Source organism: Alphaproteobacteria bacterium (assembly GCA_040220875.1).
GTDB lineage: Bacteria > Pseudomonadota > Alphaproteobacteria > JAVJVX01 > JAVJVX01 > JAVJVX01.
Genome location: JAVJVX010000005.1, coordinates 650,614 through 667,312, shown reverse-complemented (window position 1 = coordinate 667,312; position 16,699 = coordinate 650,614). Strand labels below are relative to the sequence as shown.

The following is a 16,699-nucleotide window of genomic DNA, read 5'->3' as shown; positions in this document are numbered from 1 at the left end:
CCTGCGAACGGGTAGCGTTGGCTGTGTCCACAAAATCAGCGCTCATCGGGAAATTCAATGCCCTGCCGGGGCAGGCGCGCGCCGCGTTCTGGGCCGTGATGACGGCGGCCGGCTTCGCGGGCGTCGTCGGGATGGTCCGTTATCTCTCGGCCGATTATCACCCACTCGAGATCGTTTTTTTCCGCAACCTGTTCGGTCTTTTGGCGATGGCGCCGTGGGTCCTGCGGGCCGGGCCGCGGGGCCTCAGCACAAGCCGGCCGGGGACGTTCCTGCTCCGTGCCTTTTTAAGCCTGATCGCCATGTCCACCTGGTTCATGGCGGTCAGCCTGGTGCCAATGAGTCAGGCCGTGACACTCAGCTTCACCGCGCCGCTGTTCGCCACGATCGGCGCGGTCCTGATCCTTGGCGAAAAGGTCTGGTTCCGGCGTTGGATCGCCGTCATCGTCGGCTTTCTCGGCGTCATCATTATCATGCGCCCCGACACTGCGGACATTCCGATCGAGGCCGGGTTTGCGCTGGCCTCGGCCGCGGCCATCGCGGCCGCGACGCTGGTGGTGAAATCGCTCTCGCGCACCGAATCGCCTGAAGCCATCGTCGTCCAGCTTGGCCTTTACGTCACTCCCATGGCGCTCATTCCCGCCCTTTTCGTCTGGAAGACCCCGGACCTTACGGGGCTCCTCTGGCTCGCCGTCACGGGCGTCATCGGCACCTTCGCCCAGATCTGCCTGAGCCGGGCGCTTGCCGCCGCGGACGCCAGCGCCGTGGCACCCTATGATTATGTCCGTCTGCCGATGGTGGCGCTGATCGGTTATCTGTTCTTCGGCGAGGTTACCGATCTGACCACCTGGATCGGAGCGGCGGTGATCGTCGGCGCGTCCGCCTATGTGACGCGGCGTGAGCATGTCCTGAGCCGGGCCCGGCAGCGGGACAGCGAGGGACCGCGCTTTGGCGCGGGGCCGATGTAGGGGAGAGGGCGGTGCGGGAAAAGCGTGCAAGCGACCAGAAAGCGGCTGAGGCAGAGGCGCTGGCGGACGAGATTTTCCGCACCCTGCCCCCGCTGTTGCGGGACGCGGCATCGGGCGTGGCCATCCGCGTCGTCGATTTCCCCGACGAGGAAACAACGGCCGATTTCGGACTCGAAAGCCCGTACGAGTTGCTGGGCCTCTACCGGGGCGTGTCACTCGACCGCAAATCGACGCTCGATGTGCCGCTCGATGTCGACATGGTGTTTCTTTATCTCGTGCCCATCGAGGCCTATTGCGCCGAGACGGGCGAAGCCTTTGCGCAGGTGCTGCGCCACGTGCTGATCCACGAAATCGGCCATCACTTCGGCTTCAGCGACGCGGACATGGCCGCGATCGAGGACAGTACCGATGACGGCGGCTAAGCGTGCCAACCTGCCAGGATGTCCCGCACACGCTGGCGCAGGACGGGTACCGCCTCGCGCTCGAACCAGGGGTTCTGCTTCAGCCAGTTGGTGACGCGCCAGCTTGGATGAGGCATCGGAAAAAATGTCGGCCCGCAATCGTGCCAGTGACGCACCGTCTCTCCCATCGTGCGCCGGGCGTCGCGGCCAAGATAAAATTTCTGCGCATAGCTGCCGACAAGGAGAGTCAGTTCGAGGCGTGGAAGGTGGCGTCGCAGTTCCGCGTGCCAGGTCGATGCGCATTCGGGCCGGGGCGGCCGGTCGCCGCCCTGCGGCAGACGGCCGGGATAGCAGAAACCCATGGGCGTGATCGCGATCCGGCGGTCGTCGTAAAAGACCTCGTCGTCGAGATCGAGCCAGTCCCGCAGTCGCTTGCCCGAGGCATCGTCCCACGGGATGCCCGTTTCATGCACGCGCGTGCCGGGGGCCTGGCCGACAATGGCGATCCGGGCCGACGGGGCCGCGCGCAGGACGGGCCGGGGGCCGAGCGGGAGATGCGCGGCGCAAATCCGGCAGGCGCGAATTTGGCCGAGAAGCGTTTCGAGCCTGGCTGCGGCCGGATCGGGAGCCGTCACGACCGTGTTCCCGCCAACAGGGGTTCGATGGGACCGTCAAGGATCACGATATCTCGCATGACTGCCAGGGTGCCAGCGGATGCTCTCCCGCAGGGACGTCAGGCGCGATGGGCGGCGGCGAACGCGCCGGCCCAGACGGGATCGTCAAGTTCGTAATGCGCCTCGGGCGTGTGAATGGCTCCTGAATGGGCGAGGAAACTCGAGAACAGGGTAAACCGCCGCACCGGAATTTCGTCAATCCGGAACAGGTTGCGCTCGGCCATGAATTTGGTGACGTCATGGCCCGAGGCATGACGCAGCCGGGCGAGCGTGACATGGGGGATGAATTTGCGCGGTTCCGGCGGCAGCCCCGCCCGGACGATCGCGGACTCGATCTTGGACTGGAGATGAGCGAGCGCCGAATTGCGGTCGGTCCCGATCCAGAGCATGCGCGGGCTTTCGGGCGATCCGAAGTAGCCGGTCCGCATCAGGGACAGATCGAAGGCGGGGGCGGCGATGCCGGCCAGCATGGTATCGAGGTCGTCCATCGTGTCGTGGCCGATCTCGCCCACGAAGCGAAGTGTCAGGTGGAAATTGGGTGGCTGGACCCAGCGTGCCCCCGGCACACCACCAGTCAGTGTCGCCAGTCGGGCCTGCACATCTGCGTCGAATTCGAGACCGACAAACAGACGAACCATGGAGACCCCCAGATATAGCCGTTCACCCGTGAGCCCCTACAGTATATCCGAAATTTGACGGTTATGGGGCCGGATTTGGAATCCTGGCGTGGATTTTCTCGATCTCCTCCAGGAGATCGGGCGGGAGGATGATGTCGGCCGCCGCAATATCGGCTGCAAGCTGATCGGCGCGGGTGGCCCCGATGATGACCGATGTCATGAAGGGCTGGTGGCAGGCGAAGGCGATCGCCATCTGCGCCGGGTCGAGACCGCGGGATTCGGCCAGCGCCACGTATTCCTCGACCGCCCGGCCCACGAGCGGCTTCTGGTAGCGGGGAAACTTGTCGCCGAACAGGGTCAGGCGACTGTCCGCCGGATGCTGGTCACGGAGATATTTGCCCGAGAGCGTGCCGAAGCCGAGCGGTGAATAGCCGAGAAGCCCGCATTCCTCGCGGATCGCCATTTCCGCCAGCCCCACCTCGAAGGTCCGGTTCACCAGGCTGTAGGGGTTCTGGATCGAGACGGGCCGCGGCCAGCCGCGGGACTCGGCCAGGCGCAAAAAGGCCGCCAGCCCCCAGGGCGTCTCATTGGACAGGCCGAAATGGCGGATCTTGCCTGCCTTGACCAGCTCTGCCAGCGTCTCGTGGGATTCCTCGATCGGGACCGCATGGGCGTCGGGCTGATGCACGTAACCCAGCTTGCCGAAACAGTTGGTCGGCCGGCTCGGCCAGTGCAGCTGATAAAGATCGACATAATCGGTTCTGAGCCGCTTCAGGCTGGCATCGAGCGCGGCGATGATGTTGCGACGGTCGAGGTCCGCCCGATTGTCGCGGATCCAGTGCATCGCCGTGGGCCCTGCCACCTTGGTGGCCAGAATGATCCTGTCCCGGTTCCGCCGCGCAGCGAGCCATGTGCCGACGATTTCCTCGGTCCGGCCATAGGTCTCGGCACGGGCCGGGACCGAATACATCTCTGCCGTGTCGATGAAATTGACGCCGTGATCCAGCGCGTAATCCATCTGCGCGTGTCCGTCGGCCTCGCTGTTCTGCTGGCCGAACGTCATGGTGCCGAGGCAGATGTCGCTCACTTCCAGGCCTGACCAGCCAAGGGGACGGGTTTGCATGAGGTTCCTTTATACGCGGATGGTTGCGGGGATGGTTGCGGGGATGGCCGGGAGCCTGGCCCGGACCGGTTTTAGCGAAAACCGGCGCCTCTGGAAACCGGGCAGCGCTGACGGCCCGGTCTTGCGCGTGGTCCTTCAGTTGCCGGCATCGGCCGCGGCCGCCGGTTTCGGCGCCGTCGCGTCGGCCGCGCGGACATGGGCGATAAGCCGGCGGACATGGGGCAGAATGTTCGAGACGATCACGTCCACGCCTGCCCGGTTGGGATGGATGCCGTCATCCTGATTGAGTGCCGGATCGCCGGCGACCCCTTCCAGGAAGAACGGATAATAGAGGACATCGAAGGCGCGGCTGAGCCGCTCGTAAACGCCGTTGAAGGCGATCGCGTATTCCTCGCCGTAATTGGGGGGCGCGCGCATCCCGGTCAGAAGAACGGCGATATCGCGCCCGGCGAGTTTTTCCAGAATGGCGCCGAGGTTGTCGTGGGTCGTCTCGGGCTCAAAGCCGCGCAGTCCGTCATTGGCCCCGAGCTCGAGGATCACGGCGTCGGGTTTCTGGGCGAGCGACCAGTCGAGCCGGGCCAGGCCTCCGGCCGTGGTGTCCCCGGAAACCCCGGCGTTGAGGACACGGGCCTCGATACCCTTTTCGCGAAGCGCCGTCTCGAGCCGGGCCGGGAAGGAGTCCTCGACCGGAAGACCATAGCCGGCGGTCAGGCTGTCGCCGAAGGCCAGCAGGGTAATGGGTCCGGCCTGCGCTGCCGCACCGGGCTCCGCCGCGGCCGGCGCCGGGCCGGGCAGGGCGAGCCAGAGGGCGACGAGGACGAGGCCCGCGATCTTTCCGATCCGGCGGGGTCTGATCCACCGCGCGGCGCGCGCCCGTATCCTGTGGACGGCCCGGCTGGCGGGTGCCGGACAAAATCTGCCTAAACTTGGCCATAAGGGCATCTGCATATGTATCCTTCCGGGCTAGGCTGCCCGGCCCGATTCGTGACCCTCAACGGAAGTTTCCATATATGCCCGATATGCCCGTTTCCAAGAAGACGACCGAGGGCGCGCGCGCGTCCGCGCCTATCGTGGAATTGCGCGACGTCCGTCTGAGCCTGCCGAGCCAGGCCGGGCTGGTCAATATTCTGCGCGGCATCACTCTGGATATCCGGCCCGGCAGCCATGTTGGCACCACCGGCCCCTCGGGTTCGGGCAAATCGACCCTGATGATGGTCATGGCGGGTCTCGAGCGGCCGAGCAGCGGGGCCGTCAACGTGGCCGGTCACGATCTCACGCAAATGGACGAGGATTCTCTCGCGCTTTTCCGCCGCGATCATGTCGGCATCGTCTTTCAGGGCTTTCATCTGGTGCCGACGATGACGGCGCTCGAAAACGTGACTGTACCGCTCGAGCTTTCGGCCCACCGGGACGCTTTCGACCGCGCCGAAACCGCGCTCGGCCGTGTCGGTCTCGCCCACAGGCTCGGTCATTATCCGGCCCAGCTCTCGGGCGGCGAGCAGCAGCGCGTCGCGGTCGCCCGCGCGCTCTCGGTCGAGCCCGGCCTGCTCCTCGCCGATGAGCCGACGGGCAATCTCGATGGCGAGACGGGGGCGCAGATCATGGACCTTCTGTTCGAGCTCAGCGCCGAGGTGGGCACCACGCTGGTGCTGATCACCCATGACCAGGCGCTGGCGGCCCGCTGCGATCACCTGGTGGGTCTGGTGGACGGCCGCCTTGCCCCGGCCCCGGGCATTGACGGCGGCGCGCCATGAGCGGGGTCGGCGGCGAGCGGGACAGGCCGGGGCGCCCCGGCCTCGGGGCCGCGGTTCGGTTCGCGCGCCGCGAATTGCGCACCGGGACGCGCGGCTTTCGCATCTTCCTGCTGTCGCTGATTCTGGGCGTCGGCGCTGTCGCCGCGGTGGGGTCACTTGGCGCGGCCGTGAGCCAGGGCATAAGGGATCAGGGCCGGATGATACTGGGCGGCGACGCCAGTCTGCGCCTGACCCACCGGCCCGCGACCCCGGCCCAGCTTGCCCATCTGGAAGACGCGGGCCGGGTCAGCCGGATCACGACGCTGCGGGCGATGGCCCGGCGCGAGGGGCCGGTCGCGAGTGCGGCCGAGATCGATCGCGAGCCGGGGTCCGACATGGGCCCGGATGCCGCGAGCGGACCCGGACGTCGCCTCGTCGAACTCAAGGCCGTGGATAGCGCCTATCCGCTTTTCGGGGAGGTTGAGATCGTCCCCCCGCAAGACCTCGCCGCCGCGCTTGCGCCCCGGCCTTCGGCAGCGGGCCCGATCCCGGGGGCGCTCGCTGATGCCAGCCTGATGGCCACGCTCGACCTGTCGGTGGGCAGCCGGCTGCGTCTCGGCGAGGCGGTGTTCGAGGTTCGGGGTGAAATCGCTTTCGAGCCCGATAAGGGCGTCTCGCCCGGTATTTTCGGCCCGCGCCTGTTGATCTCGGAACCAGGGCTCGAAGCCACGGGTCTCATCCGGCCGGGCAGCATGGTGCGCTATTTCTATCGCGTCGATCTGCCGGACGGGATCGATCCCGCAATCTGGGCAGACGACCTGAAGACGCGGTTCCCGGATGCCTGGTGGCGCATCCAGACCTCGGGCAATGCCCTGCCGGGGGTGCAGTTCTTCATCGACCGGATGGCGCAGTTCCTGACCCTGGTGGGGCTGGCTGCGTTGCTCGTGGGAGGCGTGGGGATCGCCAATGGCGTCCGCGCCTTTCTCGCCAGCCGCACCGAAAGCATCGCCACGCTCAAGTGTCTCGGCGCACCGGCCGCCCTCATCTTTCGCACGTATCTCCTCGAGATTGGCGTCATGGCCGCACTTGGCATCGCCGGCGGCCTCGCCGTGGGCGCGCTGGCGCCACCGGTGGCCGGACTTTTCGCCGACGTGCTGCCGGTGCCCGTGGCGGGTGGAATCTATCCCGCGCCCCTGGCGCTGGCTGCCCTCTTCGGCCTGCTGACCGCGCTCGCCTTTTCCCTCCTGCCGCTGGGCGAGGCAGAAAAGGTCTCGCCCGCCCTGCTGTTCCGGGGCCTTGTCGACCCGGCCCCCCGGCGCGCGCCCCGGCGCTACCAATTTATCGTGGCGGGACTGCTTCTGGCTCTGGGCCTTCTCGCGATCTGGGCCAGTGTCGATCGCGTGGTGGCGCTCTGGTTCGTCCTTGGCGCGGGCGCGACCTTCGCCATGTTTCGGCTGGCGGCGGCAGGTGTCATCCGCCTCGCGCGGCGAATGCAGATCCGTCACCGGCCGGGCCTGCGTCTCGCCATTGCCAATCTGCACCGGCCGGGCGCGCCAACGCCCGGGGTGGTGTTGTCCCTCGGGCTCGGCATCACCGTCCTGGTCGCGGTCGCGCTGATCGAAAGCAATCTCGCGCGCGAGATCGACCAGCGCATGCCCAAGGACGCGCCCGCGTTTTTCTTCATCGACATCCAGCCGGATCAACTCGAGGGGTTCACGGAAATCGTGTCGGCCACCCCCGGTACCGGTGAGGTGGCGCACGTGCCCAACCTGCGCGGCCGACTTGTCGCAGTCGATGGTGTGCCGCTGGACCAGGTCAGCATTGCGCCCGAGGTCGCCTGGATCACGCGCGGCGATCGGGGCATCACCACGGCGGCGCGCCCGCCGGCGGAAGTGGATATCGTCGACGGCGAGTGGTGGGCGGCCGATTACGCGGGCGCGCCGCTTATCAGCTTCGACGTCGAGGCGGCGCGCGGCATGGCCCTGGGCGTTGGCGACACGCTGACGGTCAATATTCTCGGGCGCGAGATTACCGGCACCATCGCCAATCTGCGTCAGATCGACTGGCGGTCACTCAGTCTCAACTATGTCATGATCTTCTCGCCCGGCGTTCTGGCCGGGGCGCCCGTCACCCATGTTGCGACGGTCGTCGCACCCCCCGAGGTGGAGGACCGTCTCGAGCGGCGCGTAACCGATGCGTTTCCCAATATCTCGGCCATCCGCGTACGCGACGCGCTGGAGGCGGCCAACGCCATCGTCGCCGATGTCGCACTGGCCGTGCGCCTGACCGCGCTCGTGGCCGTGTTTGCGGGCGCGCTCGTGCTCGCCGGCGCGATCGCCGCCGGCCATCAGCGCCGGATCTATGATGCGGTCATCCTTAAGGTGGTGGGGGCACCGCGCCGATTCATTCTCGGCAGCTTTCTGATGGAGTTCGCCTTCCTTGGCCTCATCACAACGCTGATCGCGGCTCTTGGCGGCACGTTGGCCGCCTACGCCGTCATTACCGAGCTGATGGAGACGCCCTGGTCTTTCGACGCGCTGGCGCTGCTGGTCACCGCCGCATCCGCCGTGCTGCTGACGGCGCTGGGGGGCTTCGCGGGGACCTGGCGGGCGCTGGGCGCGCGGGCGGGGCCGCTCCTGCGCAATCCGTGAGACCGCCACCCCCCGCGGGACCCCCGGCTAACTGTCATACAGCCGGTTTTTTGCGGATTTTAGGCTGGCGGCGTTGAAAACTCGGGCAAAGCACCTAATATCCTGCGGAGGTCCGCGCGCCCGCTCGGGCGCCGCGAATTTTCTGGAGACGAAAACATGTCCAATCGGTTTGAACTTCGCACCGGGGCCGAGGCGCGCGCGGGGGCCGCGATCGACGAGGGTCTGCGCGCCTATATGCTGCGGGTCTACAATTACATGACCGGCGGCCTCGCCATCACCGGCATCGTGGCCTATCTGACGGCGCAGCTTGCCGTCGTGACCGATCCGGCGACGGGGCAGATCGTCGGGGCGACCCAGTTCGGCGCGACGCTGTTCGGCTCACCCCTCGTCTGGCTCGTGATGCTGGCCCCGCTCGGCGCGGTGTTTTTCCTGGGCTTCCGGATCCACAAGCTTCAGCTTTCCACGGCGCAGGCGGTGTTCTGGGGCTTTTCGGTGCTGATGGGCCTGTCGCTGGCGACCATTTTCATCCAGTTCACCGGCGCCAGTATCGCGCGCGTGTTCTTCATCACTGCCGGCACCTTTGCCGCCATGAGCCTTTACGGCTACACGACCAAGAAGGATCTGACGGGCTGGGGCTCGTTCCTTTTCATGGGCCTCATCGGCATCATCATCGCCTCGGTGGTCAACATGTTCATCGCCAGCTCGGCGCTGCATTTCGCGGTTTCGGTCATCGGTGTCCTGGTGTTCACCGGGCTGACCGCCTATGACACGCAGCGCATCAAGAACGTCTACTACGAAGGCGATTCGTCCGAGACCGAAGGCAAAAAGGCGCTGATGGGCGCGCTCAGCCTGTACCTCGATTTCATCAACCTGTTCATCATGCTGATGCGCCTTCTGGGCGAGCGCCGCTAGACCGGCGTCCCCGACGCGCCGGACGCGCATGTACTGTCGAACCGGGCCCGAAAGGGCCCGGTTTTTTTTGACTCCGGCGAAAAAAAATATCGGCAATTTTCGCGAAATCCCCGCGGGATGTCGCCTCCGGCGGGAACGCTCACCCCGTGCGGGCCCGCCCCGGGCGAGGCGCGCGCCTCCCCGACCGCGCGCCTCGACCCCCGCCCCTGGCCAAGACGGGCTTCCGCCGCGGGACCGCGGATTTGTCTCAAATACCGATAAAACAAAATAAAAATTCCGGAAGAATCTGATATTAATAATAATAATATGAGATTATTATTTTATAATACATGACTATTACTAAAACTGTATTTGATCCTTAACACATTTTTATTTCGCCACTGTCATCTTCTCCCCGTGAGGCGCTCCAAACGGGCGCGATAACACACACGGAGGATTGAAAGATGAAAACGTTCTTCAAAAGCCTGCTCCGGGACGAGTCCGGGGCCACCGCTATCGAATACGGCCTGATCGCCGCGCTTGTGTCCGTGGCGGCCATCGGGGCGCTTCAGGCCATGGGCGGATCGCTCGACACGATGTTCACCAGCGTCTCCACGACGCTGAACAGTGCCGTGACCACGCCGTAAGAACAGGGCAATTTCGGGGGCCGGGACAATCCGTCCTGGCCGTCCCGGCCTTCCGGCCCGGCCCCCTTTCCCTTTTTGCCCTGTTGCACAGGCCCGTCAGCGCGGGCCGGATTTTCGCCGGGCGCCCGGCACCGACCGGGAACGAGCCGGGAGACAGCACATGAGCCTCTTCTTCTATCAATGGGTGGTAATTCTGTTCGCGGTGCTGATGGTGGCGGCCGCGATCGAGGACTTTCTCGGAACGCGGATTCCCAATCGCCTGTCGCTCGCGCTCCTCGCGCTGTTCCCTGTTTTTGTCCTGCTGAGCCCCACGCCGGTCGACTGGATCGTCGCCCTGATGCTGGCCGCAGGCGTGTTTGCTGCGGGCGCCGGGCTTTATGCCCTCAATATCTTAGGCGGCGGCGATGTGAAGCTTCTATCTGCGCTCGCGCTCTGGGCCGGGCCCACGCTGTTCGTGCCGGTGATCATGGTGACCCTGCTGGCGGGAGGGGTGCTTTCCCTCATGGCCATGGTCATCCCCGGCCTTGCCCGTGGCCCGATGCCGGCCGGCCTGGCTGATCTGGCTGATCTGGCCGGGGACAGGGTCGGCAGCAGGAGTGGCACCCGGCCGCGCCCGTTTCGCGCAGGCAAGCGGTTTTCAAAATTGACGGTTCCCTACGGCATCGCCATCGCGGCCGGCGGGCTTTATGCCGCCGCCTTCCTTTTCTGGCAGAGCCTCGCCTAGGGCGCGGGCGACCGGGCGCGAAGAGCGGGATTTCGGAGCAATAGCATGCGGCGGACAAAGGCTTCCATCTTCCTGGGCATTGCGGGCCTGCTTGCGGTCGCGACCGCGTTTCTGGTGCGCGCGGCGATCGATTCCGAGCGCGCCAATGCCGCCCGCCCACCTGTCACGGTGGAGGCCGAGCCGGGAACTCACGTGCTGGTCGCGGCGCGCGATCTGATGCCCGGCCAGTTTGTCCGGCCGGACCGACTGCGCTGGCAGTCCTGGCCGGATGATGATCTGGCCGATACCTACGTGGTCAAGGGCAGCCTGACGGCGGACGATTTTACCGGCGCCGTGGTGCGCTCGCGTCTTGTCGAAGGCGAGCCCGTAACCGAGGGCCGTCTGGTGCGGGCCGGCGATCAGGGATTTCTGGCCGCGGTTCTGACGCCGGGCAAGCGCGCGGTCTCGGTGCCGGTCAACGCGACCTCGGGCATCGCCGGGTTTATTTTCCCGGGTGACCGGGTGGACGTGATCCTGACCCATACGGTCCGCGTCGGCTCGGTCGAGGACCGGGTCGAGCGCCGGGCCAGCGAAACCGTACTCGAGGATATCCGGGTACTGGCCATCGATCAGCGCACCGAGGATGTCGACGGCAAGCCGCAAGTGGGCAAGACGGCGACGCTCGAGGTGACGGCCAAGCAGGCCGAGATCATCACTCTCGTCGACGAGGTCGGCAAGCTTTCCCTCAGCCTTCGGTCACTTGCAGTCGAAACCGAGGACGGCCAGCCGGCAGATGCGAGCCGGAGCCACGCCCGGCGCACGCGTCATACCTGGGACAGCGAAGTGAGCCGTGTTCTGGGCGGTGCGGGCCGCGTCATCAACGTATTGCGGGCGAGCGAGAGCGAGTCCCTGACCCTCGGCGGAGGCGCAAGATGATCGCGCTCACTCTTTCCCCTCCGCCACATTTCTGTCAGGGGATGCAAGCCTCGCGGGTGCTGCGCTACGCGCTGGCCATCGTTCTCGGGCTGCTTGTCTTCACCTTTTTTCCGCGATCTCTGGCGGCGCAGGACGTCGAGGTGATCGAGGCCGGCGAGGCCGCGCTCGAGCTTGAGACCAACAAGGGCTTGCTCGTGCGTCTGCCCGGTCCGGCGGAAACAGTCTTTATTGCCAATCCGGAAATCGCCGACATTCAGGTGAAGTCTCCCCGCCTCGTCTACATCTTCGGGAAGAAGCCGGGGGACACGACGCTTTATGCGGCCGACGGCAACGAGCGGATCCTCGCGACCAAGCAGGTTTACGTCAATCACAACATCACGCGACTGAAATCGGCGCTCAGCGGCCTCTTGCCGACCGCCCGGTTCGACGTGCAGTCCGTGGGCGATTCGCTGATGCTGACCGGTAACGTCGCATCGGCCTCGGAAGCGGAGAACGCCCGCATGCTGGCGGCGCGGTTCACGGGCGATCCGGAAAAAGTCATCAACCGCATTGCCGTGGATGCGCCCAACCAGGTGCATCTGCGCGTGCGTGTCGCCGAGGTTTCCCGCGATGTCATCAAGCAGATCGGGATCAACTGGGAATCGGTCTTCAATACCGGCAGTTTCCTGTTCGGCCTGGCGACGGGCAATCCGGTGCTGGTGGCCGGGACGCTGGCCCCAACCAATAATCCGCTGGCGGTGGCGCCGTTTGGTGCCTTCGACCCCCTTGGTGATGCGCTGATCACGCGGGATTTCCGCCTGCGCAACGTCGGGGGCGCGCAGACCACGACCAACAGCCTGTTCGGCAATTTCGCGTCCGGTTCGGTCGATTTGAATGCCGTGATCGACGCGCTCGAGGATGAAGGTTTCATCTCTGTCCTGGCCGAGCCCAACCTGACCTCCATGTCGGGAGAGACGGCAAGTTTTCTCGCAGGCGGCGAGTTTCCCATTCCGGTGCCGCAGGATGCGAACACGATCACCATCGAGTTCAAGAAATTCGGCGTCGGACTCGCCTTTACGCCAACCCTGACAGGCGAACGACGGATCAACCTGCAGGTGCGCCCGGAGGTGAGCGAACTCTCCAATGCCGGCGCCATTCAGTTCAGCGGGTTCACCATCCCCGCGCTCACCAGTCGACGGGCGGAGACCACGGTCGAGTTGGCCAGCGGCCAGAGTTTCGCGATCGCGGGCCTGCTGCAGAACAACGTCACTCACGACATCAACAAATTTCCGGGGCTTGGCGATTTGCCGATCCTGGGCGCGCTGTTCCGATCCGACACGTTTCAGCGCAACGAATCGGAACTCGTCATCATCGTGACGCCCTATATCGTTCGGCCTGTTTCCGAGGCGCGTCTCGCCGCGCCGACGGACGGATACGAAAGCCCGAGCGATGCGGCGCATTATTTCAAGGGCCACCATTACAAGCAGCGTCCGGCGGGTGAAGCGCCGCCGATGGCGCAATCTCAGCCCGCAGGTTCGCCTGAGCGCCGGGAAGAGCCGGTCGGAGCCGTCGTCAAATAGGATCCAAGCCATGAGCCATGTAGTCGAAAATTCATTTCACGGATTCTCCTGTTTTCACCGCGCGAAAGCCGGACGGGCCCGGCGCGCCTGGATAGCGGGTGCGGGGATCCTGGCGCTTCTGTTTCTGGCGGGCTGCAAGAGCGAGACCGTCGGCACGGACGCGAGCGGTAACCGCTCCCTCCTGACATCGACCAAGGCGAATAAGGTGACCTGGGTCGCACGGTCGCACGCGGTGACATTCGAGACGGACAACGTCGCCGTCGACGCGCGTGAACGCGATCGGCTGATCTCTTTCCTGAAGGCCCTGCCGCCGCCGCGCCGGAGCGTCGTCGTGTTGCCCGCCCTGACGGCAGAGACCGCCGAGATCGACCGCATCCGGCTGTCCGAGATTGCCCGGCTGGTGGCCGAGGCGGGATATGAGCCGCGCCAGGGCCGGGCCACCCAGCCCGCGGGCGAGCCGGCAATCGCGATCGAGGGCGGGTTCTGGCAGGTGACGCCGCCAAATTGTCCGGACTGGAGCAAACCTCCCGGCGCCGATTTCACCAATACCACGTCGAGCAATTTCGGCTGCGCGACGGTGACAAATCTCGGCCTCATGGTGGCCTATCCGGAAGACCTCATCCGCGGGCAGGAGATGGGGCCCGCGGACGGGACCGTGGCGGCTGCCGCCGTCGAGCGTTATCGCGCGGGCGAAGTCAATGAATTGCCGGAAGAAGAGGAGGGCGGGGCGACGGCCACCGTGACATTCGAATGAAAGCCGCCTCTCTCCTGAAACCCATTGCCCTGAAATCTCTGGGCCGGAACGCGGCGAAGGCGCGCGCGGCCGAGAACATGATGGCCTTCGTCGCCGACGAGGACACGCGCGCCGTCATCCTGCAGGTGAGTGCCTCGTTCTGGCCGGGAGCACGTGTGGAGGCGGGCGGACTGGACCGCGCGCTTGAGGCGCTGCGCGCCGAACCCTCGCCTCATCTCCTCATGGTGGATATTTCCGGGATCGGTGATCCGCTCGCCGATCTGCGCCGGCTGCGGGACCTTTGTGAGTCCGGCACGATCGTCATCGCGCTTGGCGAGGTGAACGATGTATCCCTCTTCCGCGACCTGATGTCGGAAGGTGTGGCCGACTATCTGATCAAGCCGCTTGAGCCGCTGGCCCTGCAACGGGCGATTCTCAATGCGCTGCGTCCGATCGACGAAATCGAGAAGCCAGCCGCCGCCGGGCGGGTGGTAACGGTACTCGCGGCGCGCGGCGGGGCGGGCGGGACCACTGTCGCGACCACGCTGGCCTGGCTCCTGGCCCATGAGCACGGGCAGAAGGTCTCGCTGGTCGATCTCGATTTGCATTTCGGCAGTGTCGGTCTCGCCCTTGACCTCGCGCCGACCGGCGGGCTGCCCGACGCCCTGGCAAATGCCGCGAGGGTCGACAGCCTGTTCGTGACCAGCGCCGCCGTAGCGGAAAGCGAAAACCTTTCCATTCTCGCGGCCGAAGAGCCGCTGAACACGGACCTGCCGATCGATCCCGAGGCGATGAGCGGCCTGCTCGGCGAATTGAGCGGCACGGCCCAGTACATCGTGCTCGATGTGCCGCGCATGCTGGCGGTGATGAAGCCGGAGCTCATTCAGGCCGCCAGCGATATTTTTATCGTAAGCGACCTGTCCATGGTGGGGCTGCGGGACTCGATGCGCCTTCTGGAACTGGCCCGGACCACCGCGCCCGGCGCCAGTATCAGGCTCGTCATCAACCGCGAGGGCCTCGCCGGCAAGGGCCAGTTGACGCCTGGCGAATACGAGCGAACCATCGGCCAGGATATCGCCGCCCGGATTCCCGAGGATGCCCACGCGGTGGCGGCGGCGGTCAATGCCGGCCGTCCGCTCGCGAAAGCCGCCCGGGGCTCCAAGCTGCTCAAGGCAATGCGCGAGATGGCCAGGGAGCTGGCCCCGCCGCCCGAGGAGGGCGACGGCAGGCCGGCCACCCTTATCGGCCGGCTTTTCGGCTAGGACGGGGGGTATCGCGTGGCTTTCGGCAAGCGTCAGGAGGAAACACCCCACCGCAAGGCACCCCCGCGAATGGCCGGGACGCCGGCCGGCGGCCTCAACGGATCGGCACAGGGCCACCCGATCGGCCGGGATGTGCGCCGGATGTCACGTGGTGGCGACATCGAAAAAGCCGAGGCGGTTGCCCGCGAGCTGGGCACTGAGCTGCGCAAGCGCATTGACCTCGACCTCGCTCGCCGGTTGCCGCGGCGGGATATCGCCGCCCGGTGCTCGGATATCGTTCTCGCCTATGTCAATGCGGGCCGCGCGCAACTGACCCTGCTCGATCAGCGCAATGTCGTGACCGAGATGATCAACAATCTCCTGGCCGAGGCCGAGGCCGCCCGGTGCGAAAGCGAGCCGCCGGGGGATCAGGAGACAGAGGCCGGCGGCGCGCCGGATCAGCCGCTTGGGGCCAGCCCCGTTGCCAGTCCTGTTGCCAGTCCCATTGCCAGTCCCATTGCCGGCCCCGGCCGGGCGGACGGGCGGGTCGTCACATCCAGCCGGTCGGTCATCGAAGAGGCGCGGGAAAAGGTCCAGCCGGTCCTGATCGAGCGCATCGATCCCGTTGTAGCGACACGATTGCCCCGCAAGGAGCTCGCTCGCCAGGTTGGCGAGATCGTCGGTGAAATCGTCGGTGAACAGAAGCTCAAGCTCAATCAGATCGAACAGCGCGATCTGGTGACCGGGCTTTTGAACGAAATGCTGGGCCTGGGTCCGCTGGAGCCGCTTCTGGCCGATGACGAAATCACCGACATCATGGTCAACGGTCCCTATCAGGTATATGTCGAGCGCCGGGGCAAGCTGGAGCTCACGGATGTCAAGTTCAAGGACAACACCCATGTCATGAATATCGCGACGCGGATCGTGACCAAGATCGGGCGGCGGATCGACGAGTCGAGCCCACTGGTCGATGCGCGTCTCGAGGATGGCAGCCGCGTCAACATCATCGCACCGCCGCTCGCGATAGACGGCACCAGCATCTCCATCCGGAAATTCGCGAAAAAATCCATCACCCTCGATATCATGGAAGGTCAGCGCAACATTTCCCCCGCCATGGCCAAGGTCCTCAAGATCGCCTCACGGTGCCGGCTCAATGTCCTGATCTCGGGCGGAACGGGGTCCGGCAAGACCACTCTCCTCAATGCCCTGAGCCAGATGATCGACGGCGGCGAGCGCGTCGTGACTATTGAAGATGCGGCCGAACTCCAGTTGCAGCAGCCCCATGTGGTCCGGCTCGAAACCCGGCCCGCGAATCTCGAGGGACAGGGCCAGATCGATATGCGCGATCTGGTCAAGAACGCACTCCGCATGCGGCCCGACCGGATCATCCTGGGCGAGGTCCGGGGCGCCGAAGCTCTCGATATGCTGCAGGCCATGAATACCGGCCATGACGGTTCGCTCGGGACCGTCCATGCCAACAATCCGCGTGAAGGCCTGACCCGGCTGGAAAACATGGTCGCCATGGCCGGCGTCAATTGGCCCACCCATGCGGTGCGCAACCAGATCGCCGGGGCACTTGACCTTATCGTGCAGGTTTCGCGCATGCGCGACGGCGTGCGCCGCGTGACCCGGATCAGCGAAGTCGTCGGCATGGAGGGCGAGGTCATCACGACCCAGGACCTGTTCACCTTCGAATTTACCGGGGAAGGGGCCGACGGGCGCTTGCAGGGCGATTTCAAATGGTCGGGCCTGCGGCCGCATTTCACCGAGAAGGCGCGCTATTTCGGGCTCGACCGCGCGCTTCTCGATGCGTTGGACTGAGGAG

Annotated in this window: 16 protein-coding genes; 12 read left to right on the top strand and 4 right to left on the bottom strand. The window is 65.7% G+C overall.

Annotation, left to right across the window (positions count from 1 at the left end):
- The first annotated feature begins 23 nt into the window (after positions 1 to 23).
- Both RLQ26_05430 and RLQ26_05425 read left to right on the top strand, forming a co-directional pair.
- Positions 24 to 965 (top strand): EamA family transporter, encoded by a 942-nt coding sequence (locus RLQ26_05430; GenBank protein MEQ9088166.1) that lies wholly within the window; start codon positions 24 to 26, stop codon positions 963 to 965.
- 11 nt (positions 966 to 976) lie between these two features.
- A complete protein-coding gene (locus RLQ26_05425) occupies positions 977 to 1,387 on the top strand; it encodes a metallopeptidase family protein (GenBank protein ID MEQ9088165.1) in 411 nt (136 codons plus the stop codon).
- Here RLQ26_05425 and RLQ26_05420 read toward each other — a convergent pair.
- From RLQ26_05420 to RLQ26_05405, 4 genes are all read right to left on the bottom strand, one after another.
- Positions 1,384 to 2,001 carry a uracil-DNA glycosylase family protein gene (locus tag RLQ26_05420; GenBank protein MEQ9088164.1) on the bottom strand — a complete coding sequence of 206 codons (618 nt, stop codon included), beginning with the start codon at positions 1,999 to 2,001 and terminating at the stop codon, positions 1,384 to 1,386. The two genes, RLQ26_05425 and RLQ26_05420, sit on opposite strands and share 4 nt — an antisense overlap.
- Positions 2,002 to 2,099: 98 nt before the next feature.
- Complete coding sequence (gene thpR / locus RLQ26_05415; GenBank protein MEQ9088163.1) at positions 2,100 to 2,678, bottom strand: RNA 2',3'-cyclic phosphodiesterase; 579 nt, start codon at positions 2,676 to 2,678, stop codon at positions 2,100 to 2,102.
- A 61-nt stretch (positions 2,679 to 2,739) separates the two neighbouring features.
- Positions 2,740 to 3,780 carry an NADP(H)-dependent aldo-keto reductase gene (locus RLQ26_05410; protein ID MEQ9088162.1) on the bottom strand — a complete coding sequence of 347 codons (1,041 nt, stop codon included), beginning with the start codon at positions 3,778 to 3,780 and terminating at the stop codon, positions 2,740 to 2,742.
- Positions 3,781 to 3,915: 135 nt separating this feature from the next.
- The gene (locus tag RLQ26_05405) at positions 3,916 to 4,722 is read right to left on the bottom strand and encodes an arylesterase (GenBank protein MEQ9088161.1); all 807 of its coding nucleotides are present in this window, start codon (positions 4,720 to 4,722) and stop codon (positions 3,916 to 3,918) included.
- 68 nt (positions 4,723 to 4,790) lie between these two features.
- Between RLQ26_05405 and RLQ26_05400 the strand changes: the two genes are divergently transcribed.
- The 10 genes from RLQ26_05400 to RLQ26_05355 all read left to right on the top strand — a co-directional run bounded on the left by RLQ26_05400 (position 4,791) and on the right by RLQ26_05355 (position 16,695).
- Positions 4,791 to 5,534: an ABC transporter ATP-binding protein gene (locus tag RLQ26_05400; protein MEQ9088160.1), complete on the top strand. Its 744-nt coding sequence runs from the start codon at positions 4,791 to 4,793 to the stop codon at positions 5,532 to 5,534.
- Positions 5,531 to 8,164 carry an FtsX-like permease family protein gene (locus RLQ26_05395; protein ID MEQ9088159.1) on the top strand — a complete coding sequence of 878 codons (2,634 nt, stop codon included), beginning with the start codon at positions 5,531 to 5,533 and terminating at the stop codon, positions 8,162 to 8,164. The genes RLQ26_05400 and RLQ26_05395 overlap by 4 nt, the downstream gene beginning before the upstream one ends.
- A gap of 156 nt (positions 8,165 to 8,320) precedes the next feature.
- A complete protein-coding gene (locus tag RLQ26_05390; GenBank protein ID MEQ9088158.1) occupies positions 8,321 to 9,076 on the top strand; it encodes a Bax inhibitor-1/YccA family protein in 756 nt (251 codons plus the stop codon).
- 443 nt (positions 9,077 to 9,519) lie between these two features.
- A complete protein-coding gene (locus RLQ26_05385; protein ID MEQ9088157.1) occupies positions 9,520 to 9,702 on the top strand; it encodes a Flp family type IVb pilin in 183 nt (60 codons plus the stop codon).
- A 160-nt stretch (positions 9,703 to 9,862) separates the two neighbouring features.
- The gene (locus tag RLQ26_05380) at positions 9,863 to 10,426 is read left to right on the top strand and encodes a prepilin peptidase (protein MEQ9088156.1); all 564 of its coding nucleotides are present in this window, start codon (positions 9,863 to 9,865) and stop codon (positions 10,424 to 10,426) included.
- 45 nt (positions 10,427 to 10,471) lie between these two features.
- Positions 10,472 to 11,341, top strand: a complete 870-nt coding sequence (gene cpaB / locus RLQ26_05375; GenBank protein ID MEQ9088155.1) for a Flp pilus assembly protein CpaB — start codon at positions 10,472 to 10,474, stop codon at positions 11,339 to 11,341.
- Positions 11,338 to 12,900 carry a type II and III secretion system protein family protein gene (locus RLQ26_05370; GenBank protein ID MEQ9088154.1) on the top strand — a complete coding sequence of 521 codons (1,563 nt, stop codon included), beginning with the start codon at positions 11,338 to 11,340 and terminating at the stop codon, positions 12,898 to 12,900. Before cpaB ends, RLQ26_05370 begins: the two co-directional genes overlap by 4 nt.
- Before the next feature lie 10 nt (positions 12,901 to 12,910).
- The gene (locus tag RLQ26_05365; GenBank protein ID MEQ9088153.1) at positions 12,911 to 13,654 is read left to right on the top strand and encodes a CpaD family pilus assembly lipoprotein; all 744 of its coding nucleotides are present in this window, start codon (positions 12,911 to 12,913) and stop codon (positions 13,652 to 13,654) included.
- A complete protein-coding gene (locus RLQ26_05360) occupies positions 13,651 to 14,895 on the top strand; it encodes an AAA family ATPase (GenBank protein MEQ9088152.1) in 1,245 nt (414 codons plus the stop codon). Before RLQ26_05365 ends, RLQ26_05360 begins: the two co-directional genes overlap by 4 nt.
- A gap of 345 nt (positions 14,896 to 15,240) precedes the next feature.
- A complete protein-coding gene (locus RLQ26_05355) occupies positions 15,241 to 16,695 on the top strand; it encodes a CpaF family protein (GenBank protein MEQ9088151.1) in 1,455 nt (484 codons plus the stop codon).
- Positions 16,696 to 16,699 lie beyond the last annotated feature (4 nt).

Bases quoted from the DNA above. Each gene is read 5' to 3' on its own strand.
- RLQ26_05395 (MEQ9088159.1), top strand. From the start codon at position 5,531: ATGAGCGGGGTCGGCGGCGAGCGGGACAGGCCGGGGCGCCCCGGCCTC.
- thpR (MEQ9088163.1), bottom strand. From the start codon at position 2,678: ATGGTTCGTCTGTTTGTCGGTCTCGAATTCGACGCAGATGTGCAGGCC.
- RLQ26_05355 (MEQ9088151.1), top strand. From the start codon at position 15,241: ATGATCAACAATCTCCTGGCCGAGGCCGAGGCCGCCCGGTGCGAAAGC.
- RLQ26_05400 (MEQ9088160.1), top strand. From the start codon at position 4,791: ATGCCCGATATGCCCGTTTCCAAGAAGACGACCGAGGGCGCGCGCGCG.
- cpaB (MEQ9088155.1), top strand. From the start codon at position 10,472: ATGCGGCGGACAAAGGCTTCCATCTTCCTGGGCATTGCGGGCCTGCTT.
- RLQ26_05390 (MEQ9088158.1), top strand. From the start codon at position 8,321: ATGTCCAATCGGTTTGAACTTCGCACCGGGGCCGAGGCGCGCGCGGGG.
- RLQ26_05410 (MEQ9088162.1), bottom strand. From the start codon at position 3,780: ATGCAAACCCGTCCCCTTGGCTGGTCAGGCCTGGAAGTGAGCGACATC.
- RLQ26_05405 (MEQ9088161.1), bottom strand. From the start codon at position 4,722: ATGCCCTTATGGCCAAGTTTAGGCAGATTTTGTCCGGCACCCGCCAGC.
- RLQ26_05360 (MEQ9088152.1), top strand. From the start codon at position 13,651: ATGAAAGCCGCCTCTCTCCTGAAACCCATTGCCCTGAAATCTCTGGGC.
- RLQ26_05365 (MEQ9088153.1), top strand. From the start codon at position 12,911: ATGAGCCATGTAGTCGAAAATTCATTTCACGGATTCTCCTGTTTTCAC.
- RLQ26_05370 (MEQ9088154.1), top strand. From the start codon at position 11,338: ATGATCGCGCTCACTCTTTCCCCTCCGCCACATTTCTGTCAGGGGATG.
- RLQ26_05380 (MEQ9088156.1), top strand. From the start codon at position 9,863: ATGAGCCTCTTCTTCTATCAATGGGTGGTAATTCTGTTCGCGGTGCTG.
- RLQ26_05385 (MEQ9088157.1), top strand. From the start codon at position 9,520: ATGAAAACGTTCTTCAAAAGCCTGCTCCGGGACGAGTCCGGGGCCACC.